The sequence below is a fragment of the Agromyces subbeticus DSM 16689 genome (assembly GCF_000421565.1).
Lineage (GTDB): Bacteria > Actinomycetota > Actinomycetes > Actinomycetales > Microbacteriaceae > Agromyces > Agromyces subbeticus.
Genome location: NZ_ATXG01000001.1, coordinates 72,793 through 98,731 on the forward strand (window position 1 = coordinate 72,793; position 25,939 = coordinate 98,731).

The 25,939-nt window shown below is 69.5% G+C and carries 5 protein-coding genes; all 5 read left to right on the forward strand.

What is annotated here, in order from left to right:
* Window positions 1-27 precede the first annotated feature (27 nt).
* The 5 genes from H521_RS24750 to H521_RS0100375 all read left to right on the forward strand — a co-directional run bounded on the left by H521_RS24750 (window position 28) and on the right by H521_RS0100375 (window position 25,911).
* Window positions 28-6,138 (forward strand): family 78 glycoside hydrolase catalytic domain, encoded by a 6,111-nt coding sequence (locus H521_RS24750; protein ID WP_022891046.1) that lies wholly within the window; start codon window positions 28-30, stop codon window positions 6,136-6,138.
* Between the two features lie 77 nt (window positions 6,139-6,215).
* Window positions 6,216-12,839, forward strand: a complete 6,624-nt coding sequence (locus H521_RS24755) for a family 78 glycoside hydrolase catalytic domain (RefSeq protein WP_022891047.1) — start codon at window positions 6,216-6,218, stop codon at window positions 12,837-12,839.
* A 43-nt stretch (window positions 12,840-12,882) separates the two neighbouring features.
* Entirely contained in the window at window positions 12,883-17,526 is a 4,644-nt protein-coding gene (locus H521_RS25305) for an SGNH/GDSL hydrolase family protein (protein WP_022891048.1), read from the forward strand.
* Between the two features lie 47 nt (window positions 17,527-17,573).
* Window positions 17,574-24,761 (forward strand): family 78 glycoside hydrolase catalytic domain, encoded by a 7,188-nt coding sequence (locus tag H521_RS24760; protein WP_156891224.1) that lies wholly within the window; start codon window positions 17,574-17,576, stop codon window positions 24,759-24,761.
* Window positions 24,762-24,897: 136 nt separating this feature from the next.
* A complete protein-coding gene (locus tag H521_RS0100375) occupies window positions 24,898-25,911 on the forward strand; it encodes a LacI family DNA-binding transcriptional regulator (RefSeq protein WP_026481725.1) in 1,014 nt (337 codons plus the stop codon).
* The last annotated feature ends 28 nt before the right edge of the window (window positions 25,912-25,939 follow it).

Below are 25,939 nucleotides of genomic sequence, written 5' to 3' on the forward strand. Positions count from 1 at the left end.
CTCTCAAAGACGAGACCGGAGACCTCAATGTCGCTGCCGAACCTCACCGGTGTGCGCCCGCGCCGCAACGCGCTCGACACGCGTCGGGTCGTGTCGGCCGCTCTGGCGTTCGCACTCGTGACGGGCTTCGTCGCGTTCGACGGCGCCATGACTCCCGCGTATGCGGCCGCGACCGCCGAGGTCACGGCGCTGAAGACCGACAGCACGGTGAACCCGCTCGGCATCACCTCCCTCGAGCCGAGCTTCAGCTGGCAGCTCGCCTCCACCGCACGCGATGTCATGCAGTCGAGTTACGAGGTTCGCGTCGCGGCCTCGGTCGACGAGCTCGGTTCGAACGACGTCTGGAGTTCCGGCGTCGTCGGCTCCGATCGCTCGATCGACGTCGCCTACGACGGTGCCGCGCTCGAGCCGTCCACCCGCTACTTCTGGCAGGTGCGCGTCACGACCGCCGATGGGGCATCCACCGACTGGAGTGCGGCGGCCTGGTTCGAGACGGCCCTCGCCTCCACCGACGACTGGGAGGCCGAGTGGATCGGCGTCGCGCCGCCGGCACCGTGGGGCGACTTCGAGGCCGAGATCGACTTCACGCTCAAGCCGGGATCGGCCTTCGGGGTCTACTTCCGGGGCGACGACGCCTTGCGCAACACCTACATGTGGCAGTTGAACGACGAGACGGCGGGAACGCCGAAGCTCCGCCCGCACGAGAACACCAACGGTTCGTACGCCGTTCTCGGCGAGATCCCGCTGCCGGCCGAGCTCGGCGCAGACGTGCTCAAGCAGCGCGGAACACTGCGCATCGTGGCATCCGGCTCGCAGATCACGACCTTCGTCAACGACGTGCAGGTCGACCGGCGCAGCGACTCGAGCTTCGCGACCGGCGGCTTCGGCATCCGCACGAGCGGTGCCGAGCAGGTCACGATCCACCGGGTCTCAGCCACCGCGGGAGAGGCGACCCTGCTCGACGCCGACCTCGCGGTCGACGTGAACCCGTTCACGGCGGGCACGAGCGTCGCCGGTTCGGGAGTCGTCGTCGCCGGCGGCACGAACGCCGTCATCCGCAGCGCAGCATCGTCACCGATGATGCGCGACGAGTTCACCGTCGACAAGCCGGTGGCGAGCGCCCGGCTCTCGGCATCCGCGCAGGGCGTCTACGAGTTCAGCCTCAACGGAGCGCGCGTCGGCGATCACGAGCTCGCGCCGGGCTTCACCGACTACAACCTCCGCACGCAGTACCAGACGTACGACGTCACCGATCAGATCCAGCAGGGCGGCAACGCGATCGGCGTGATGGCCGGACCCGGCTGGTACGCCGGCAACCTCGGCTGGTTCGGCCCGGGCCAGTACGGCTCGCTGCCGAGCGTCACCGCGCAATTGTCGGTCGACTACGAAGACGGCACTCGCGAGACCTTCGTCACCGACGACAGCTGGCAGAGTGCACCGAGCCCGATCATCTCGAGCGACCTGCTCATGGGCGAAAGCTATGACGCCCGCCTCGAGCAGGAGGGGTGGAACACCGCGACGTTCAGCCCGAGCGGCTGGAGCGACGTCGTCGTCGCCGACGGTGGCACCGAGACGCTGGTTCCCCAGGTCGACCCGCCGGTGCGAGTGACGCAGGAGGTCGTGCCGCTCAGCATGACCGAGCCGACGGCCGGCCGATACGTCTTCGACCTCGGCCAGAACATGGTCGGCAAGGTGCGCCTGCAGATCAGCGGCGTCGCCGGGCAGACCGTGACGCTGCGGCACGCGGAGGTCGTGCACGCCGACGGCACGATCGCCCCCGAGAACCTGCGGTCGGCCAAGGCCACCGACACCTACACATTCGCGGCGGACGGAACGATCAGCTATGAGCCGCGCTTCACGTTCCACGGCTTCCGGTACGTCGAGTTGAGCGGTCTCTCCGCACCGCCGACGACCGCTGCGGTGACGGGCCTCGTGATGAACACCGATGCCGAGTTCAGCAGCACTTTCGAGACCTCCGACAGCATGGTCAACCAGCTGCAGTCGAACATCGTCTGGGGGCAGCGCGGCAACTGGCTGTCGATCCCGACCGACACCCCCGCTCGTGACGAGCGACTCGGCTGGACTGGCGACATCAACGTCTTCGCCAGCACCGCGACCTTCAACATGGACTCGCAGACCTTCCTCACCAAGTGGATGAGCGACATGCGCGATGCGCAGCTGCCGAATGGTGCGTACCCCGAGGTCGCCCCGCAGTTCTGCAAGAACCCCGCCGTGCACTCCTCGTGCGGCGGCGGCTCCACCGGGTGGGCCGACGCCGGCATCACGGTGCCGTGGACCCTCTGGCAGAGCTACGGCGACACCGATGTGATCGAGGAGAACTACGACTCGATGGTCGACTACATCGACTACCTCGAGGGCATCGCACCCACCGGCATCCGCCCCGGGTACGGCACGTGGGGCGACTGGCTGAACCTCGGTGACCCGACGCCCGCCGACCTGCTCGGCACGGCGTTCTACGCCCAGAGCGTGAACCTCATGGCGCAGATGGCCGAGGCGATCGACCGACCGGGGGACGCCGCCCGCTACCGCGCGCTGTTCGACACGATTCGGGCCGCCTATCAGGACGAATTCATCGCGGACGACGGCAGCATCGCGGGTGACAGCCAGACGGCGTACACCTCGAGCATCGCGTTCGGCCTCGTGCCCGACGACCTGATCGACGAAGCGGGCGAACACCTGGCGGCTGCCGTCGCGGCCCGTGGCGGCCATCTCGCCACCGGCTTCCTCGGCACCTTCAACCTGCTTCCGGCGCTCAGTGCCGGCGGGCAGTCGGATGTCGCGTATCAATTGCTGCTCAACCGCAGCTACCCCTCGTGGGGCTTCCAGATCGACCGCGGCGCCACCACCATGTGGGAGCGCTGGGACTCGATCCGCGAAGACGGCAGCTTCGGCGACCTGGCGATGAACTCCTTCAACCACTTCGCCCCGGGCGCCGTCGGCAACTGGATGTACCGCACGATCGGCGGCATCCAGCAGCTCGAGCCCGGCTACAAGAAGACGCTGATCGCGCCGACTCCCGGCGGCGGGCTGCAGTACGCGAAGGTCGGCTACGACTCGGTGTACGGGCACATCTCCTCCGACTGGAAGCTGACCGACGACGGACTCGCGCTCACGGTCGAGGTGCCGGCCAACACCACTGCCACCGTCGAACTGCCCGCGGGCAACACGCTCGCCGTGCTGGAGTCGGGCGTCGCCGCAGCGGATGCCGACGGCGTGCACTCGCTGAGCGTCGAGGCGGGCACCGCGAGCATCGAGGTGGGCTCGGGCCGCTACGAGTTCACGGTCGACGCCGACCGCGGCCGGTTCGGCGACCTGATCGCCGCGATCGAGGCGCTGCACGGCATCGTCGACGACGTCGAGAGCGAGATCGGCGGCGACGCGGCCGCCGCACTCACCGCAGCGGGCGAAGCGCTGACCACCCTCGCGGCGAGCGGCCTCGAGCACTACACGGCCGGGGAGCTCGCGCAGAGCGCCTCCGCGGTGCACGCGGCGCTCGGCGAGCTGTCGGCGGCCGACGAGACGGCCGATGCCGCGGTTGAGCCGGCGCGCGCCGCGCTGCAGGGGGCGCTGAGCGACATCCGCTCGGAGCTCGGTTCGCTCTCGGCCGGCCTGCTGGGAGTCACGGCGGTGCTCGAGACGCCACTGCAGAGCGCCTTCCCGGGCGAGACGGTGGCGATCCCGGCACGGGTCTCGAGTACGGGTGAGCTCGGCGTGGAAGGCGTGACGTTGACCCCGAGCGCGCAGGATGGCTGGGTCTTCGAGCCGAGTGCCGTCGAACTCGGGGGGCTCGGCGCCGGGGCATCGCTCGCGGGCAGCTACACCGCCCTCGTTCCCGAGCGCCAGAAGAGCGGCGCCGTCACCGTAAAGGCTGTGCTCGACTACACCTTCGAGGGCACGGCGGCGAGCATTCCGGTGTCGGTACCGCTCATGGTCGACTCCCCGCTCGTCGTGGCGAACCTGACGGCGACCCCGTCGACGGCCGCTCCCGAGAACGTCGTTCGCCTGAGCGTCGACGTCGTCAACGACTCGGCGCGCGACGTCATGGCGTCGGCCAGGGGCGGGTTCGACGGCGCGACGCCGGTGCTCGGCGAGCAGACGGTCATCGCGGCCGGCAGCACTTCGGTGCTCGGCGTCGACGTGGTCGTGCCGCTCGCCACCACCGCCGGAGCGAACGCGGTCAGTGTCTCGGTCGTCAGCGGCGAGGTCGTCTACGGCACCGCGAGCGGCACGGTCGCCGTGGCGCTGCCCGCAGTGACGGGCGCATTCGATCACGTCGATCTCGGCAACACCGCCTCGGAGACGGCGCACGCCCTGACGGCCTCTGCTCGATCGGGCACGAACACCGAGGCGGGTCTCACCCGTCGCTACGCGAACCGCGAGGACCCCGACGGGTTCTTCGAGTTCGATCTCGCGGTCACGCCCGGCGAGCCGTTCCTGGTGCGCACGATCGAGACGTTCGACCGCGCGCAGACGAAGGAGTACGACGTCTTCGTCAACGGCGAGCTCGTGCACCAGCGGTTCTACGAGCACACCGGTGGACTCGGCACCGTCGCCTACCAGTTCGTCGTCGACGACGTGGCCCTGACCGAGACCGGCACGGTCCGCATCCGCTTCCAGAACAACGAGACCGGGCGCAACTACGACGCCTCGCTCGCCGACCTCTGGTCGCTCCCGGTCGCGGCCGATCAGCTGGCACCGAGCGTCGCGCTCGAGGCGCTCGCTCATGGCGCTCGCGGCAACGGCGGCTGGTTCACCGGTGCGGTCGATGTCTCGCTCACCGCGAGCGACGAACGCCAGGGCACGGTGACGAGCGAGTACCGCATCGACGGCGCCCAGTGGACGGGCTACACCGCTCCCTTCACGATCGAGGAGGAGGGCGAGACCGCCATCGAGTACCGGGCGACGGATGCCGCGGGCAACGTGAGCGAAGCGAAGCAGGCCACGGTGCGCATCGATGCCACCGCACCGGCTGCCGCCCACACCGTCAGCGCCGATGCCGTCGGCGGCTGGCTGGCCTCGGGCACCACCCTCGACATCACGGCGAGCGATGCGGGCAGCGGTGTCGCCGCGATCGAGTACCGCCTCGGCGCCGGCGCCTGGACCGCGTACACGAGCGCGATCGGGCTTCCGCTCGGCTCGACGGTCATCGAGTACCGTGCCCGCGACATCTCCGGCAACGGCGGTGCGGTGACCTCGGCGGAGTTCGCCGTCGACGGTGTCGGCCCGATCGTGACCGCCGAGCGCAGCTCGGAACCCGCAGCGAGCGGCTGGCATCTCGTCTCGCCCACGGTCGAGCTCGCAGCATCCGACGCCGAAAGCGGCATCGGCGCGGTCGAGTACGCGACCGGCACCGGAGCGTGGACGCCGTACACGGAGGCGATCGGCATGCCCGAGGGCATCAGCGAGCTGCGGTTCCGGGCGAGCGATGCGGTCGGCAACGTCGGCGAGACCATGATCGAGACGATCCAGGTCGACAGTACGCGGCCCGAGGTCGGCGCGAGCATGAAGGGCCGCGCACTCACTCTCATCGGCACCGACGAGGGTTCGGGAGTCGATCGCATCGAGTTCCGCCTCGACGACGCGGAGGAATGGACGCGCTACACCGGCGCGGTCGTGCTCGACAACCGCGCGCACTCGATCGAGTTCCGCGCCTCCGACGTCGCCGGCAACGTCGGAGCGGCCGGAACCCGCACGGTCGTCGGCGGTTCGCTCTCGCAGGCCGCCGCCAAGCCGGGCGACACCATCACGGTGACCGGCGAGGGCTTCGCGCCCGGTGAGACCGTCACGATCGAGTTGCGTTCGGAGCCCGTTCGCCTCGGCCAGGCCGTCGCCGACGACGCCGGTGCGTTCAGCACCTCAGTCACGATCCCGAGCGACACCGCGACGGGTGAGCACCACATCGTGCTCACGGGCGAGGATCCCGAATCGACGATCTCGTTCGCGATCACCGTCGACCCCGACACCGTGATCCTCCCCGGCGGCATCGCGACGACCGGTGCCGTCGTCGCGCCCGCGTTGACGCTGGGACTGCTGCTCGCGGCCGCGGGCGCCGCGCTCGTCATCATCCGCCGCCGCCGGCACGCGAACGGCGCAGCGCCCATGGCCCCGACATCGTGACCGACGGCCACCGGCGCCCCGTGCGCCGCCCACTCCACCCAGACCCCTCCTCTGCAACGGCGATTGGAACCCACCCCGTGCACACCGACACCACACTCCCGGCCGCTCAGTCCGGCGGATCCGGCTCCGGCCGATTCGGCTTCGCCCGTCTCGGCGCCATCGCAGCTGCCTCGGCACTCGCGCTCGCCCTCGTGCTCACCGACGGGGTCACCGCGCTCGCCGCCGGTGCGGCCGACGGCATCGCGGTCGGCACGCTCAAGACCGACAACCGCGCGACCCCGCTCGGCATCGGCGGCGAGGCGCCGGGTCTCAGCTGGCGGCTCGACGCGGATGACGACGCCCGCGGCGTCGTGCAGAGCGCCTACCAGGTGCGAGTCGCCACGAGCATCGACGGGCTCGACGGGTCCACGGTGTGGGACTCGGGCAAGGTCGAGTCCGACCAGTCGGTCGAAGTGGCCTACGGGGGTCCGGCGCTCGAGTCGCAGACCCGCTACCACTGGCAGGTCAGGGTGTGGGACGGCGCCGGCGAGGAGTCGGACTGGAGCGCCCCGAGCTGGTTCGAGACCGGGATCCTCGACAACAGCGAGTGGGCGGGCGACTGGATCGGCGGACCGGACCCCGCCGGCGAGCTGGCCCGATGGACGGACTACACGGTCACGGCCGACGTCACGCTCAAGCCCGGAACCGCCTTCGGCGTGTACTTCCGCGGCACCGGAGTAAGCAGCGGCTCGAACGGCAACGCCTACATGTGGCAGCTGAACGACGAGATGCCCGGCGTTCCGCGCCTGCGGCCGCACGAGAAGACGAACGGCGGCTACAGCACGACACCCGAGGTCAGGCTGACCGAGCGCGGCCTCGCGGCTGACGTGCTGAAGCAGCGTGCCACGGTCGCGATCACCGTCACCGGGTCGACGATCGAGACCCGCATCAACGACGTGCTGGTCGACACCCGCACGGACTCGAGCTTCGCGAAGGGCTACATCGGCTTCCGCACGAGCGCCAGCACGACCGCGCTCGAATCAGTCGTCGTGCATTCGCTCGCCGTGACGACGCCCACCGCGACGTTGCTCGACACCGACTTCAGCACCGGGAATCCCTTGGCCGGCGGAACGCTCGTCGCCGGCGGCCTCGAGGTCAGCGGCAACAAGGACTTCCTGGTCGCCCAGAACACCGATCAGCCGCTGCTCCGCAAGGAGTTCACGGTCGACGCCGACAAGACCGTCGACCGGGTCCGTGTCTACGCCACCGCGCGCGGCATCTACGAGCTCAGCCTCAACGGCGCCAAAGTCGGCGACCTCGAGCTCGCGCCGGGATGGACCGACTACCACTCGCGCATCGCCTTCCAGACCTACGACGTCACCGACCAGATCGCAGCCGGCGAGAACACGATCGGGGCCATGCTCGCTCCGGGCTGGTACTCGGGCCGGCTCGCCCACGTCGGCAACCACAACTACGGCGATCGCAACTCGCTGATCGCTCAGCTGCGCGTCGACTACACCGATGGCAGCCACGAGATCATCGCGAGCGACGACACCTGGAAGACCGCCAGCGGACCGTACGCCGCAGCCGACCTCATCGACGGCGAGTCGTACAAGGCCGCCAACTCCCGTGCCGGCTGGAACGCCAACGGCTACGACGACAGCGGGTGGAGCACTCCCTGGGTCGCCCCTTCCGAGACCGAGAAGCTCGAGCCCCAGACCGAGGAGCCCGTGCGCGTCACTGGCACGCGCCCCGCACTCGAGCGCACCGAACCCACCCCGGGCGCCCACGTCTACGACGTCGGGCAGAACATGGTGGGCGTTGCGAACATGAAGCTCACCGGGCTTGCCGGCAGCACGGTGCGCATCCGTTATGCGGAAGAACTCAACCCCGACGGCACCGTGTACGTCGCGAACCTCCGCAGCGCCAAGGCGACCGACTACTACACCTTCGCCGCCGACGGCACGGTCGAGTACGAGCCGAAGTTCACCTTCCACGGCTTCCGCTACATCGAAATCACCGGGGTGACTGCTGCGCCCGAACTCGCCGACGTCACCGGCGTCGTCTGGGGTTCCGACCTCGACTTCATCGGCGAGCTCTCCACATCGAGCGCCATGCTCAACCAGCTGCAGAGCAACATCACCTGGGGCCAGCGCGGCAACTTCCTCTCCATTCCCACCGACACGCCCGCTCGCGACGAGCGCATGGGCTGGAGCGGCGACATCAACGTCTTCGCTCCCACTGCGTCGTTCAACATGGACTCGCTGAACTTCCTGTCGAAGTGGCTGGTCGACCTGCAGGATGGGCAGGCCGCCAACGGCGATTACCACGGCGTCGCGCCATACACGGGCAATCTCGCCTGCTGCGGCGGCGGCACGGGCTGGTCGGATGCCGGCATCACGGTGCCGTGGGTGCTGTGGCAGAGCTACGGCAGCACCAAGCAGATCCGCGAGGGCTACGCCTCGATGACGAAGTACATGGACTACCTCGCCACGAGCTATCCGACGATGGTGCGCGGCTCGAGCTACGCCGACTGGCTGAACCTCGACGACCCGACGCCCGGTGACGTGCTCGGCACCGCCTACTACGCCTACGTCGCGCAGCTCATGAGTGAGATGGCCGAAGCGATCGGTGAAGACGGCGATGCCGAGCACTACGCCGAGCTGGCCGACCGTGGGGCCGAGGTCTTCGCCGACCGCTTCATCGCCGACGACGGCACCATCTCCGGCGACAGCCAGGCCGGCTATGCCGTCGCACTCGGCATGAAACTGGTTCCGGCCGCGCAGCGCGAAGCGGTCGCCGCACAGTTCCTCGAGACCCTCGAGCGCCGCGATTTCCATCTCGCCACCGGCTTCCTCGGCACCCCGTGGCTGGTTCCCGCGCTCAGCGAGAGCGATCATCTCGACGAGGCCTACCGGCTGCTGATGAACGACACCTTCCCCTCGTGGGGCTACGAGGTCGCCATGGGCGCGACCACCATGTGGGAGCGCTGGGATTCGATCAAGCCCGACGGCAGCTTCGGCGACGTGAGCATGAACTCCTTCAACCACTACGCCTACGGCGCCATCGGCGACTGGATGTACCGCAACATCGGCGCGATCTCCAACGGCAGCCCCGGCTACAAGCACTCGGTCATCGCGCCGAAGCCCGGCGGAGGCCTCAGCTCCGCCACCGGGTCCTACGAGTCGGTCTACGGCACGATCGCCACCGATTGGAAGCAGAACGGCACGGACTTCACGCTCGACGTCACGATTCCGGAGAACACCACCGCCACCGTCGTGCTTCCGTCGGGAACCCCGTGGGCCATCACCGAGAGCGGCCAAGCGGTGACGGATGCACCGGGCGTGACCCTCGGGGGCTCCGAGGCCGGCAGCACCTCGCTCGAGGTCGGCTCCGGCACCTACTCCTTCGCGGTCGACGGCGACGTGCTCGAACTGGGCGCGATCCTCGATGAGCTGGAGAAGACGACCGCGACGGTCGCAGAGCTGCAGGCGGCCGGTGACCTGACGAGCGAGCAGGCGGGCGACATCCGCGACTCCGTCGAAGAACTCACCGCCATCGCGCTCGAGGCCATCGAGCAGTTGGGCGACGGCGACCTCGACGAGGCCGTCGCGAGCCTCGCCGCCATGATCCACGGCGTCGAGGAACTCGAGTCGACGATCGGCGCGCACGAGCACGATGGGGCAACCGAGCAGGCGCTCAGCACGCGCATCGACGCACTCCGCGCCGCGCTGAGCGACGCGGTCGCCTCGATCGCCGGCGTGAGCACCGAACTGCGCGTGATCTCCGAGATCGCCACCCCAGGCAGCACCGTTGCCGTCGAACTCGACGTGCACAACGCGTCGACCGTGCCGCTGCACGACGTCACGGCGGCGATCGTCGCGGCCGAGGGATGGACCCTGACACCGGATTCGGCTGAACTCGAACCCGAGATCGCCCCCGGCGCCACCACCGCACTCGCGTTCGAGGTGACCGTTCCCGACGACGCCGAACCCGGCGACGAGGGATCGCTGCGAGCCACCACCGTCTTCGTGCGCGGTGACGACGAACTGCTCAGCGTCGCGACGACCAGCTTCGCGCTCAGCTCGCCGCTGACCATCGGCACCCCCGTGGTCACCCCGACCCCGGCCTCCGCCGACGGCCTCGCCACGGTCACCGTGCCGGTCACCAACAGCGGCGAATCGCCGGTGTTCACCGCCGTCGAGGCATCCGTGCCCACAGGCTGGAACGGTGCCCCGCGTTCGGCCCAGCAACTGGTGCCGGCGGGCGCGACGCTCGACTTCGTGCTCGACGTCGCGGTGCCCATCACCGTGAGCGCCTACCGCGTCGAACTGCCGCTCACCGCGGTGCGCGGCGATGTCGTGATGGCGACTGGCTCGGCAACCCTCGTGCCCACGTTCGACACGGCCCAGTACGACCACGTCGATCTCGGCGCCGCGGCATCCGAGACCGCTCACAAGCTCACCGCCCACCCGAGCTCCAGCACGAGCACCGAAGCCGGCCTCAGTCGGCGCTACTCGCACGGCGGGGTGCCGGGCTCGTGGTTCGAGTTCGACGTCGCGGTCGAGCCCGGCAAGCCGTTCGCGGTCGAGCTCGTCGAGACCTACGGCTCGACGTCGACCAAGCAGTACTCCATCTCGGCCAACGGTGTGCCCGTGCACTCGCGCGAGCACACCAGCGGCCCGGGCGTCGTCGGCTACTCCTTCACGGTCGACGACGCTGAGATCAGCGCTTCGGGAACCGTTCGACTGCGCTTCCAGCGCGGCGCCGACAACGCAAAGGGCGACCCGTCGATCGCCGACGTGCACGTGCTGCCCGTCAGCGTGATCGACCACGTCGACCTCGGTCACTCCTTCTCCGAGGCGCAGCACGGCATCGCGGCGTCGTCGAGCTCGGGCACCGCGCCCAACGAGGCGGGCCTGACCCGCCGCTACTCCGGTGTCACGACGCCCGGCTCGTACTTCGAGTTCGACGTCGCCATCGAGCAGGGGCAACCGTTCCTGATCCGGGCACGCGAGACCTACGACAAGGCGCAGACGAAGGACTACATCATCACGGTCGACGGCACCGTCGTCGACAACCGCACGATCGTGCGCACCGAGAACACGGTCGGCACCATGGACTACCAGGTGCTCGTCGACGACCCGGCGCTCACCGACGCGACGTCGGTGACCGTGCGCATGCAGAAGACGCAGACGGGCCAGCAACTCTACGACCCCTCGGTCGCCGATGTCTGGATCCTGCCCGTCGCACCCGATGCCCAGGCTCCGGTCGTCTCCGCTTCGGTCGGCACGGCGGTCACCGGTGCAGAGGGCTGGGCGCGCGGTGCCGCCACCGTCGAACTGAGCGCACAGGACAACCGCCCGGGCGCCGTCCAGATCGAGTACTCGGTCGACGGAGCGGAGTTCCTCGCCTACACGGAGCCGGTCGCGATCGGTGACGACGGCGTGCACGAGGTGAGCTTCCGGGCGACGGATGCCGCTGGCAACACGAGCGCCGAGGCATCCGTGCCGGTGCGAATCGACCAGGCGGCCCCCGTCGCCGCGATCGCGATCACGCCGCCGGCGACTGCCGACGGCTGGCTCCCGCTCGGCTCGACGGCCACGCTGTCGGCGACGGACGCCACGAGTGGCGTCGCGGCGATCGAGTACCGCACCGGCGGTGCTGCATGGCAGACCGCCGCCGGCCCGATCGAACTGCCGCACGGCGAGTACGCGCTCGAGTACCGGGCGAAGGATGTCGCCGGTAACGTCTCGGCGATCGCGAGCGAACCGGTGCGCGCCGACACGGCAGTTCCCGCGGTCGAGGCGAAGGTCTCAGGCACACCGGGCACCGGCGGATGGCTCGTGGAGAACGCGCGAGTCTCGCTGCTCGCCTCCGACGACGACAGCGGACTCGCCGCGGTCGAGTACCGCCTGAACGGCGCCGCGTGGCAGGCCTACACCGCGCCGGTCCCGGTCGACGACGGCGTGACGCTGTTCGAGTACCGCGTGAGCGACAAGGCCGGCAATGCGAGCGTGCAGGGCGACGTGACCGTGCGGGCCGACGGCGAGGCGCCCACGGTCTCTCCCGTCGAGCTCTCGGCGCAGCGCCTGCTCACGCTCGGCGGCAGTGATGCGGCATCCGGAATCACCCTCATCGAGTACGCGGCCGATGGCGCCGACGAATGGACCGGCTACGCCGGCCCGGTCACGATCGGCACGCACTCGCAAGAGCTGCGCGTGCGGGTGACGGATGGCGCCGGGCACCGGAGCGAGGAGCTCGCGGTCGTGCTCGTCGGCGGAACCATCTCGGCGGATGCGGTCAAGCCTGGCGACACCGTCGGCGTCACGGGCGCCGGATTCGCTCCGGGTGAGACGGTCCGCATCGAGCTGCACTCCGATCCGGTGCTGCTCGACTCGGTGGTCGTCGACGAAGCCGGCACGTTCGCGGCGACCGTGACGGTGCCGACGACCTCGGCGCTCGGCGCCCACGAGATCGTGCTGCTCGGCTCGGAGTCGGGCAGCGATGTGCGATTCGCCCTGAGCGTCACCGCGAACGGTGTCGCGCCGGGCGCGGGCAGCGACACCGGCGCCGGCAGCACGTCCGACATGGCGAAGACCGGGTTCGACGCGGCACCGATGCTGGTGCTCGGCGGCTTCGCGGCGCTCAGTGGCCTCGTGCTGCTGCTCGTCCGTCGCAGCCGTCGGAACGAGGCACGAGTGCAGGAGACGAATCGATAGGTGCTGTAGAGACGTTCGCTCCATCAACGACGATTGGAATGCAGTGCGCTTCACGACTCCCTCCTTCATCCGGCCGCTCGTATCGGTCGTACTCGCCTCGACGCTCCTGGCCGGCTTCGCCGTGCTCGGTACCACCGCGCCGGCAGCTGCGCTCGCTCCGGCCGCTGTCGACCGCGGGGTGGCCTCGGCCGTCAACGCGGCCGACCCGGCCGCGGCGGACGACGATTGGTTCACCTCGTGGGCGCAGTCGCAGGACCGACGGTCCGGCAACACGTTCACGAATCAGACCTTCCGCATGATCACGCACCTGAGCCAGGGCGGTGACGCGGTTCGGATCCGCCTCCAGAACCAGTACGGCACCGCGCCGATCACGATCGATGCGGCGGCCGTCGCGGTGAGTGCGGCGGGCGCGGCGACGGTGGATGGCACGAACCGCCCCCTGGCGTTCGCCGGCCTGCCCAGCGTGACCATTCCGGCGGGCGGCGAGGTCTGGAGCGACTCCGTCGAGCTCGAGACGATGGCGCAGGACGACATCGCGGTGAGCATGTACCTCAAGGCGCCGACGGTGCCGAGCCTGCACAGCTACCCGTACCGCGACAACTACGTCTCCGCCGCGGGATCGGGCAACCAGACCACCGACGCATCCGGCGCACCGTTCGCCGAGAAGATGGCCTGGACCTACCTCGTGAGCGCCGTCGACGTGCACAACACCGAGCTGCTCGGCACGGTCGTGCCGTACGGCAGCTCGGTGGTCGACGGCGAGGGCAGCCAGAACTGCGGACCAGGATGCACCAGGACCGGCACGGATCGTCGCTGGTCGGATGAGTTGGCGCGTCGCATCAACAGCGAGCTCCCGGCCGATGCGCAGTACGCCGTCGCCAACGCGGGCATCGCCGGCACGACCAGTGCACCGAGCTGCGCAGGCGGCGGCAACGACGGCGTCAACCGTTTGGAACGCGATGTGCTCGCGCTGCACGGAGTGACCGCGGTCATCTTCTACTACGGCACGAACGATCTGTCGAACAACTGCAGCAGCGCGACGATTCTCGCGAGCTATCAGGACATCTTCGCCAAGCTCAGAGACGCCGGAATCAAGGTGTACGTCACCCCGATCACCCCGCGACCCTCGTACACCGCCCCGCAGAACGCCGTGCGGAGCGCCGTCAACGCCTTCGTCAGGGAGTCGGGCGACTGCAGCGGCACGTGCGACGGCGTGCTCGACTTCGATGAGGTGCTGAAGGATCGGGCGAGCCCGAACATCATCTTCCCGCCGTACGACACGGGCGACGGCACGCACGCCAACGTCGCGGGTCAGCAGGCCATCGCCAACAGCATCTCGCTGCCGCTCATCGCCTCGCCGGCGACCAAGACGTTCTCGATCTACGACTTCGAAGACGGATTCCAGGGCTGGCGGGCCGGTTCGGGCGTCGGAGCCGTGGAGTGGGCCCGCAGCTTCGCGAACGGTCCGAAGACGCCGTTCTCCGGAAAGCGGGTGATGGATGCGTTGTCGGCCGCCGTCCCCGCGGACACGATGCGATCGGTGTTCGTCGAGCCGCCGCATCCGCTCGATCTCAGCGAGGCGACCGAGCTGGTGGCGCAGCTCGACTCGTGGGGCGGGTTGGGCGGAAGCACCACCTACGAGGCCACGATCACCCTGACCGGCGCCGATGGCGACGAACTCACCGACACCTTCCCGATCACGCCCGATGCGTGGAACACGCTGGCCCTCGACGTCTCCGACTGGGCGCCGCGCACCGCGGTGAGCCGCCTCGAGATCGGGTTCCGTGCGCCCGGCACCTCGCGGCTCTGGGTGCCGCACTTCCAGATCGACGACGTCACCTGGACGACGACGGACACCGGCACGCCCGGCGAATCCGCAGCACCGACCTCGTGCGACTCGGCCGCCGTGGCCGATGGTCAGCAGCCGGTGCTGCAGCTGCAGCTCGGCGTCGACTCGACGTGGCCGGGCAGGCGCCCGGACTACGCCTTCGACGGTCTCGACGCCGTGCAGAACGGTTTCGACCGAGTGGGGTACTGCCTCGAGACGGCCGGCGGCACCGGCGATCGGTGGGCCTGGGCGGGGATGGATTCGTTCACCGACGATCCGAGCCTGCTCGGTCTGCACACCATTCCGGGGCAGGTCTCGCAGCAGCGCGTCACCGATCTCGACGTCGCCTCGAACGTCGCCGGCGTGGCGACCGGTGAGAACCTCACCGGGTGGCTCGAGCACTGGCCGAACACCTACCTGACCCACCGCAGCGGTCAGGTGCAGGGCGCGACGAGCGGGCGATACGACGCCGATGACCAGCCGATCACCGGGTGGCACGGCTCCTTCCAGATCCACCGCGTGAATGAGCAACCCGGGGATGACGAGACGCCGCGCACCATCATGGCGGTCAACAACTTCACCGGCCCCGGAGCCCTCGCGGTCGGCCTCGGCGACGCCCCGGCAGGCGGACCGACCGAGGCGGACTGGACCTTCGCCGCGAACGCCGGCGATTTCTCGAGTCGCACCCTGACGGTGTTCGCGCGTCCTGCGGTGGTCACCCTGACCGATGCGCCGCAGGATCGGCAACTGATCGCGCGCGACGCCGACAACGGCGCGAACGTGCTGATCGCGGGCGCCGCGGATGCCGCCGTGGATTCCGTGCGGTTGTCGTCGACCAGCGAGGGCGAGACCGTGCAGCAGGAGAGCTCGGAGTCGTCGTTCTCCTTCGACACCCGCATCACGGCGGGCCTGCACGACTACGACTTCCTCTTGGAGGCGCAGGTCGACGGCGACTGGCGCGAGGTCGGGCGCTGGACGCACGTCGTCTCGGGCGATGTCTTCGTGATCCAGGGCCAGTCGAATGCGGAAGCCGCTGCCTGGGAGAACGGTTCGGATTCCAGTACCGGCAACCAATCACCATGGGTGCGCTCGTTCGGCACGACGTCGTGGAATTCCGACACGTCTCGCGGCAACCGCGCCTGGCAGTACGCCTACGGCGACATGACGTCGCCGAACAAGGGCGAGGTCACCAATGCGGGAATGGTCGGTCAGTGGGGCATGCGCATGGGCGGCATCCTCTCGCAGGAGCTGCAGGTGCCGGTCGCGATCTTCAACGGTGCGCACGGTGGCCAGCGGATCGGGTTCTTCCAGCGCAACGATGCCGATTCCAACGATGCCGGCACGAACTACGGCCGGCTCCGCGAGCGACTCGAGGCCGCGGGCGTGCTCGCGGACGTGAAAGCGGTGCTCTGGTACCAGGGCCAGGCCGAGTACGGCGACACCGCCACCCACATCGCAGGCTTCACGTCGCTGCTCGAGGATTGGAAGAGCGAGCTGGGCTCGAACCTGGCAGACGGGTCGAAGTACTACGCATTCCAGATCCGAGGCTCGTGCAGTGGCGCCGGAGATGCCGCCCGCGAAGACGACATCGGCCTTCGCGAGGCGCAGCGGAACCTCTCGCGCACGCTCGGCGTGACGGTGCTCTCCACCACCGGATTGTCGAACCACGACGGGTGCCACTTCGGATATCAGGACGGCTATGAGAAGCTCGGCGAACAGGCCACTTCCGTGCTGCTTCGCGATCTGTACGAAGGCCCGAATGATGGAGTGGCCGCTCCCGACCCGGTCGCCGCGGCTGCGTCATCCGCATCGAGCACCGAATTCACGATCCAGCTCGACTCGACGACCGATGCTCTGACCGTCGACGCTGCGATCAACTCGAAGGGCGACTTCGTCCTGCGCGGTTCCGCAGCGCGGGTGAAGGACGTGACGTACGTCGACGGAGGGAAGCTCCTCGTCACGCTGACGGGAGCGATCGGTGCCCAAGGCACGATCTCCTACCTCTCCCACTACGGCTCGGGCCCGATGATTCGAACGTCGCGCGATGTCGGACTGCTCGCCTTCGACCGGCTGCCCGTCGCGGTCGGCGCCGCCGCGCCGCAATTGCTGGATTCGCTTCCTGCAGCGGTCGCCGGCGTCGCGTACTCGACCCCATTGGGTGCCGCGGGAACGGATGGCGCGCGGTACACCGTGACGGATGGCGCTCTCCCGGCCGGCTTCGCACTCGACCGGATCACGGGGGAGTTGGCCGGCACCTCGACGGTTGCCGACTCGACGACGTTCACGATTCGGATGGACTCGGCGGCAGGCACGAGCAGCCGAGAACTCGCATTGGTCGTCGCACCGGCGCCTGCTGCCGAGCTGAAGGTGTCAGCGGATTCGCTGACGTCGACGGTGGGCGGCAGCGTTCGGATCAGCGTCACCGGTGACGACGCGTTCGGCAACGATCTCGGGGATCTCACGACCGAGGCCGTGTTGACGAGCGACCAGCCGGGCGACGTGATCGCCGGTGACCGGGTCACGTTCACCCACGCCAGCCCGCACGTGATCACCGCGACGGTGGGCGAAGCGTCCGCATCGGTCAGCATCGAGGTGTCCGAGGCAGGTCCCGGTGACCCGGGCGGTCCCGGTGACCCCGGCGGTCCCGGTGACCCCGGCGGTCCCGGTGCTGGATCCGGTGATCCCGGTGTGAAGCCGGGTGCACCGACCACTGGCGACGGGGGCACGTCCGATCTTGCGACGAGCGGAGTCGACGCGACACCGTTGCTGGTGCTCGGCGGCCTCGTCGCCCTCGGCGGGCTCGTGCTGCTCGTCGTTCGCCGCCGCCGCGGCGACTCTGTTCCGGGCGACCTCCGATAGGCCGCGGTCGCCCCGTTTCTCCCCGTTTGATGATTGGACAACCGCTCGTGCCTGGTACCTCTCCCTTCCGTTCTCGTCTTCGCCGGCGTGGCACCGCGGTCATCGCCGCGGTGCTCGGCATCGGCCTCGCCGTGAGCGGGCTCAGTGCCACGATCGCTCCGGCGGAGCCGGCGTCTGCAGCTCCGGCCGCCGCCGCGGCGCCGGGGCTCGCCCTGTCGACGCTCGAGGTCGAGAACCGCTCGGAGCCGCTCGGCATCGATGTCGAGAAGCCCCGCTTCTCGTGGGTCGTCGAGAGTGACGAGCGCGACGTGGAGCAGACGTCGTACCGTCTGCGCGTCGCGCCGGCCGGCGCCGACATCGACGACGACGCCGTCTGGGACAGCGGCGTCGTGGCGTCCGCCGAGTCGACAGCGGTCGAGTTCGGCGGCGAGCGCCTCGCGCCTGCGACCGACTACCGGTGGCAGGTCGACGTCGAGACGAACGTCGGGGAGGCGAGCGCCGGGTCGACCTTCAGCACCGGCCTCTTCGCCGAAGACGACTGGGCGGGCAGCGCCTGGATCGGGCGGGACCGACCGCAGAGCACGACCGGCATGGAGCTCTCGCTCGCCGGCGCGAGCTGGATCCACCCCCCGTATCCGGGCGGCAACACTCCGCCCGGATACTTCAGGAAGACCTTCGACCTGCCGAGCGACAAGATCGTCGACCGCGCGGAATTCGTGATGTCGGGTGACATGGGGTTCTCGGCGCACCTGAACGGCACGCAGATCGCGAGCGGCGCCTCGGTCTCCGACGCCTGGAAGACCGCGACCCGGGTGCAGGCGTTCCCGCTCCTCGGCGAGAACGTGCTCGCCGTGCGGCTCGACAACGCCGCCAAGGCGTACGGCGCGGTCGTCGGCAAGCTCGTCGTTCGATTCACCGACGGCAGCGTGCAGGAGATCGTGACCGACGGGAGCTGGCTCTCGAGCGAATCGGCGAAGACCGGCTGGCAGGCGAAGGGCTACGACACCTCCGGCTGGGTGGCCGCGACCGCACGAGCGCCCTACGGCGGCAGCCCGTGGGGCGAGCAGGTGACCGTGCCGGTGCAGCCGTCGGCCGACACCCGCAATTCCTTCGACACGGCGTCCTGGATCATCCCGCCGATCGGCACCCCCTCCGCCGCCAACCCGATCCCGTCGACGCTCTTCCGCACGACCGTCACCGTCTCCGAGACGAAGGAGGTCGCTTGGGCGCAACTCGCCATGACCGGCGACCAGCAGGTCGACGCGTACTGGAACGGCACGAAGGTCACGGCCAACACCGGCGGCAACAACGACTGGCAGACGGCGCGCGTCGTGAACCTCTCGACCGTTCCCGGCGAGAACGCGCTCGCCTTCGCGCTGACCACGCCCGGCACGAGCCAGAACGGCGGGGTACTCGCCTCGCTCCGCATCGGCTACACCGACGGCACGACCGAGCAGGTGGTCACGAACAGCGGCTTCAGTTCGCTCATCTCGAGCGCTGCGGATGCCCCGAGCGGATGGAATCTCGCCGAGTTCGACGACTCGACGTGGCAGAACGCCCAGGCGAACTTCCTGTACCGGAACGGCGTCTACGGCGGGCGGGTCACGATTCCCGAGCTCGACGCCGGTGGCGACGTCCTGACCTTCGACGGCGCGAACTGGATCTGGACCCCCGAGGCGGGCGCACCGGTCGCACCGGCCGAGGACCGCGCATTCCGAACCACGCTCGAGACGCCGAGCGGCACGGAGGCTGTGAAGGCCGAGATCATCCTGACCGCCGACGACTCGTTCAAGCTGTGGGTCAACGGCGCGCTCATCGGCCAGACCGAAGGCGCGACGAACGAGTGGCAGGGCTCGAAGCGATTCCGCGTCGATCTCGAGGACGACGACAACGTCTTCGCGGTGCGCACGACGAACGGTCCGGGCTCCCCGGCCGGGCTCCTCGCCGTGATCCGCGTCGCCTACGCCGACGGGTCCGAGCAGCTCTTCCGCACGGATGCCGCGTGGAAGGCCTCGAAGGTCATCCCGGCCGGGTTCGAGGAGCCGGACTTCGACGACTCCGCGTGGGCTCCGGCCCGCGTGCAGGCGGTGTACGGCACCGGCCCATGGGGCGCCGGCGTGCGACTTCCCGTCGAGCCCACTGCGGCGGCACCGTTGCTGCGCAAGGAGTTCACGGTCGATCGCGCCGTCGCCACGGCGAAGATCTACGTCGCGGCGGGCGGCTACGCCAACCTGAGCCTGAACGGCGCGCCGATCAACGACGAGATCCTCTCGCCGGGGTTCACCGACTACGACGATCACGCCCAGTACACCGTCACCGACCTCACCGATCAGCTCGCACCGGGTGACAACGCACTCGGCATGGAGCTCGGTCGCGGCTTCTACGGCATGACGAATCCCAACGTCTGGAACTGGCAGAAGCCGCCCTTCCACGACGAGCCCGTCGGTCGCGTGCTCCTGCGCATCGAGTACACCGACGGCACGAGTGAAGACATCGTCTCCGACCGCACGTGGAACCTCCACGACGGCCCGACCCTGCTCGACGACCTCTTCGGGGGCGAGACCTACGACGCGAATCGCGTGCAGTCCGGATTCGACACCGTCGGGTTCGACGACGGCGACTGGGTGGCCTCGAGCGAGGTCGCCGGCCCCGCCGGCACGCTCATCAACCAGCAGCAGCAGCCGATCCGCATCACCGAACGCCTCGAGGCGGAGTCCGTCGACGAGGTCGTCGATGGCGTCTACGTCGTGAAGTTCCCCAGGGTGATCGCCGGCACGGTCGAGTTCACGGCCGAGGGCGAGGCGGGCACCACGATTCGTGCGCAGTACGGGGAGAAACTCCTCGAGAACGGCCGCCCGAACTTCTCGAACAACGGCGGTTTCGCGAACGGCTTCCAGACCGACCGGTTCATTCTCGCCGGCACCGACGAGCCCGAGACCTGGGCGGGCCGATTCTCGTACAAGGGCTTCCAGTACATCGAGGTCACGGGCTGGCCGGGTGATTCGGCCCCGCCGGCCGAGGCGTTCGTCGCCGAGGTGCTGCACACGGATGCCGCGGAGACCGGTTCGTTCGAGAGCGCGAACGCGATCATGAACCAGACCCACCGCGCGGTCGTCGACACGATGCTGAACAACATCCACAGCATCCCGACCGACACCCCGATGTTCGAGAAGAACGGGTGGACGGGCGACGCCGCCGTCGGCGCCGAGATGTTCCTCATGAACCTCGACACGCAGAACCTGTTCGAGAAGTGGATCGGCGACATCAACGACAGCCGCGACGCAGCGGGTGCACCGCTCGTCATCGCGCCGAGCTCGGGCCAGTGGGGGCAATGGGGCGTCGCACCGGTGTGGCACTCGGCGTACGTGCTGATTCCGTGGTGGCTGTACCAGTACGGCGGCGACGTGCGCGTGCTCGAGCAGTACTACGACGGCATGAAGGCGTACGTCGATCTCGAGTTCGATCGCTCGAACAACGGCCTCGTGCGCGAGAACAGGCTCGGCGACTGGGTGAGTCCCGAGGCGAGCCCGGCCGGCGGCAACGCTCCGGAGGACGCGCGAGTGAGCGGGACCGCCTACCTCTACACGATGCTCGTGTCGATGGAGAAGACCGCGTCGCTGCTGGGGCAGCCCGGCGACGCAGCCCACTTTGCGACCCAGGCCGAGACCGTGAAGGAGGCGTTCAACACCCAGTTCCTCGACGTCGACGCCGGCCTCTACCGCGGCTCCGGCGATCGCGGCTACCGCCAGACGCACAACGCCCTCGCCCTCGCGTTCGGGCTCACCCCCGATGAGGCGACTGCCGAACGCGTGGCGGCGAGCCTCGCCGCCGACGTCACGGAGAAGGGCGACAAGCTCAACACCGGAACGATCGGGTCGAAGTACCTGCTGCCGATGCTGACGAAGTACGGCTACGAGGATCTCGCCTTCCGCGTTGCCGTGCAGACCGAGTACCCGAGCTGGGGCTTCATGATCGAGAACGGCGCCACCACCATGTGGGAGCACTGGGCGCTCGAGGCACGATCGCGCGGGCACTACTTCCTCGGCACGGTCGACGACTGGTTCTTCCACGACGTCGCCGGCATCCGGAGTTCGGAACTGACGGGCTACCGCGACGTGAGCATCGCCCCGCGGGTGACCGATCAGCTCGACTGGGCGAAGGCGACGACGCCGACTCCGTTCGGCCCGATCAGCGTCGACTGGAAGAAGCAGGGGGAGCGACTCTCGCTCGAGACGCATGTGCCGGTCGGTTCGACCGCGACGGTGCGGCTGCCCGCGTCGAACGTGTGGGCCGTGACCGAAGGCGGCGAGCCCCTCGACGACGTCGTCGACGGGGTACGCTCCGTCGAGCTGGTCGACGGCGAGGTCGTCGTCACGATCGGTTCCGGTGACTACGCCTTCGACGTCGACCCCACCGCGGGTTCGGTCGGTGCGATTCTCGACGCGATCGACGCCCTGCAGTCGCAGGCCGAGATAGAGCGCGATGCCGGTCACCTCGGTGCCGGGCAGTTCGCCGAACTGGCCGAGCTCATCGAGGCGACGCGCGACCGTGCGGAGTCCGCCTACGCCTCGGCGGGCGACGGCACGCCGGCGCAGGTCGCGAAGGGCCTCGCCCGCGTGCTCGAGGAGCTCGACGCTATCGACGCGTGGATCGCCGCGCTCGCCGACGCCGTTCCGGCACTCGGCGAACGCGCCGGCACGGTGCGTTCGGTGACCAATGCGACCCTCACGGGGCTGCTCGGCATCTCGGTCGCCGTCGCGAACGACGCTCCCGGCTACAAGCCGGGCGCACCGATCACGATCACCGGCACGGCCAGGAATGGTTCGGTCGCGGCGATCGATGCGGTCACCGCGCAGGTCACCGGCCTCGCGGATGGCTGGGCGGCGATGCCCGAAGCGACAGAGCTCGCTGAACGGCTGAAGGCCGACGAGACCGGCTCCGTCGACCTCGGGCTGCAGGTGCCCGCCGATCAGGTGCCGGGTCCGGTTCCGGCGACCGTGAGCTTCGGGTACACCTTCGAGAAGCAGCGTGTCGAGACATCCGCTGCCCTGTCGATCGTCGTCGACTCGCCGGTCACGATGACGGTGCAGGCTGAGCCCGCGACCGTCTTCCCCGGCGGCGCGACCGCGCTCCGCGCGATCGTCGTCAACGCGGGTGAGCAGCCGGCCGTCGGTCGGATCGAGGCGACCGTGCCCGATGGCTGGGTCGTGCCGCTGCCCGGTGAGACGGTGATCGTGGCGCCCGGGGCATCCGCCCAGCTCGAGGTGCCGGTGTTCGTGCCACTCGGCACCGATCGCGCACCGAACGACGTCGAACTCTCGGCAGTGTTCGCCCATGACGGGGTGACGTTCGCGCAGGCGTCGACCGTGCTCACCGTCGGACTCGAGCCGATCACGAGCCCGCCTGCCGGGTACGACCATGTCGACCTCGGCGATTCGGCGTCCGAGCAGGCGCACGGGCTCACCGCGTCGAGCTCGTCGGGCACGAATACCGAGGCGGGACTCACCCGCCGGTACGCGGGTCACCTGACCGACTTCTCGTACTTCGAGTTCGACGCGGCCGTCGTCGAGGGTGAGCCGTTCGTGCTCCGCGTGACTGAGACGTACGACCGGGCGCAGACGAAGAAGTACAAGGTCTACGTCGACGGCGTCGAGGTGGCCGAGCGACTCTTCAGCCACACGGGCGGTGTCGGCACCGAGACCTACGAACTCGTCGTCGACGCCGGGCACGCCCCCGACGGGCCGGTTCGGGTGAAGTTCGAGAACCTCGACGATCACGGCTTCTACGATCCGTCGATCGCCGACGTCTGGACGCTCCCAGTCGCGGCCGATGTCACCGCACCCCAGGTCACTGCGACCCTCGACCCGGCGGCGCCCGACCGTTCGACCGGCTGGTATCGCTCGGCTCCGGTGGCTGCCGTCATCGAGGCGCGCGACGACCGGACCGGCGAACCCGGCGTCGAAGCGGCCGTCGGAGACGAGAACTTCACCGAGGTCGACGGCCCGTTCGCCTTCGATGCGGAGGGCAGCACTTCGCTGAGATATCGGGCGACGGATGCCTCGGGCAATCGCAGCGATGAGCGCGAGTTGACCGTGAAGATCGACACCATGGCCCCGGTCACTGAGGCCGTCTTCGGCGACGGCTTCGACGGCGACACCGCGACCGGATCGGGAACGATCGAGTTCAGCGCAGAGGATGCCACCTCCGGCGTCGCGACGACGAGATACCGAGTCGGCGACGGAGCATGGCAGGCAGGGGAGTCCGTCGTGCTCGATCGTGGCGGCGCGTTCACGGTGGAGTACGCCTCGACCGATGCGGCGGGCAACGTGGAAACGGTGCAGTCGATCTCGGGCACTATCGTGATCCCCGACACCACGGCTCCCGCGGTCGCGCACGAATTCAACGATCCCGGTGACAACGGCTGGTTGCGCGGCGACTCGACCGTGCAGCTCACCGCGGCCGACGATGAGAGCGGCATCGACCGGGTCGAGTTCCGTTTGGCGGGCGGCGACTGGCAGCGTTACACCGCGCCGATCCATCCGCCCGCGGGAGTCACGGCGTTCGAGTACCGCGCGATCGATCTCGCCGGCAACGTCAGCGTCGGCGAGCGTGTGGAGCTCAAGGTCGACGGCACCGCGCCGTCGGCGTGGGCGCGCCTCACGGAATCCGGTCGCGTCACCGCCATCGGTTCCGATGGGGGTTCCGGTGTCGACCGCGTCGAATACTCCCTCGACGGCCGCAGTTGGCACTCGAGCCTCACCGCCCTCGTGGCGGTCGACGCCGAGCCGACGCGATTGTCGTTGCGCACGGTCGATGTCGCCGGCAACGTCGGCGGCGCCGGCGAGATCGAACGCGGTGGTTCCAGCGGCACCCTGGCGGTGGAACCGGGAATGCGTCTGCTCGTCGAGGCGAGCGGCTTCGGACCCGGCGCCGTGGTGCGCGTCGAGTTGCACTCCGACCCGGTCGTGCTGGGAATCGCCACCGCCGACGAGCGCGGCGTCGTCGCGTTGCAGGCCGTGGTGCCACCAGGAGTGCCCGCCGGAGCGCACGAACTCGTGCTCGTGTCCGAGAGCGGCGGCGGCAGCGTCACCGTGCCCACCGACGTCATCGCGCACACCGGGTTCGACCCCGCGCCATGGCTCGCGGCGGCGGCAGTGCTCCTGCTGCTCGGCGCGAGCTGGATGGTCATGGGTCGGCGCAGGGGGGCCGTGACGGAGGCCCGGGCATCGAACTGACCTTCCGCTCCGCCGCGCCCGGCCGGCTCCCGCTCGACCGGGCCGACCGAGGCGCGACACGCGGCCGAATGATTCGTTTCAGGCCGCCACGGAGTCGGACATACTTGACGTGGCCCCGATCGAGGAAGAGGAGCGCATGACAGTCAGCGTGCGGGATGTCGCGGCCGCGGCATCGGTGTCGGTGGGAACGGTCTCGAACGTGCTGAATCGCCCCGACAAGGTCGCACCGGCAACCGTCGCCCGGGTGACCGCCGCCATCGCCGAGCTCGGCTTCGTGCGCAACGACGCCGCCCGGCAGCTTCGAGCCGGGCACAGCCGCTCGATCGGGCTCGTCGTGCTCGATGTGCGCAACCCCTTCTTCACCGACGTCGCCCGGGGCGCCGAAGATCGCGCGGCGGAAGCGGGCATGACCGTGCTGCTCGGCAACAGCGACGAGAACACCGATCGCGAGGGCGCCTACCTCGACCTCTTCGAGGAGCAGCGCGTCGCGGGAGTGCTCATCTCGCCGCTGGCCGATGACCTGCCACGCCTGCAGCGCATCAGGGATCGCGGCACGACCGTCGTGCTCGTCGACCGCGAGGTGGCCGACCAGAGCTTCTCGTCGGTCGCCGTGGATGACGTCGTCGGGGGCAGCCTCGCCGTGAGCCACCTGATCGACACCGGGCGACGTCGAATCGCGTTCATCGGCGGGCCGATGGGCATCCGCCAGGTCGTCGACCGGCTCGACGGCGCGAGGCGCGCCGTCGCCGCCGCCGATGCCGAGGGCGTCAGCCTCGAGGTCATCGAGACCGAGTCGCTCACGGTGCTCGCGGGCCGGGCCGCCGGTGAGGCCATTCGCGAGCGCGCGGCATCCGATCGCCCCGATGCGATCTTCGCCGCCAACGACCTGCTCGCCATGGGGGTGCTGCAGGCGCTCATGATGCAGGGCAGCATCGACGTGCCCGGCGAGATCGCGCTCATCGGCTACGACGACATCGACTTCGCCGCCGCAGCGGTCGTGCCGATGAGCTCGATCAGGCAGCCCGCCGCGCTCATCGGCTACACGGCGGTCGACCTGATGCTGAAGGAGGCCGACGGCGAAACCGCCCGCGAGCGCGTCGTCTTTCAGCCCGAACTCGTCGTGCGCGAGTCGACCTCCAGCCGCTCCTGAGCCCTCGCAAACGCGTCGGGTGGCTTCG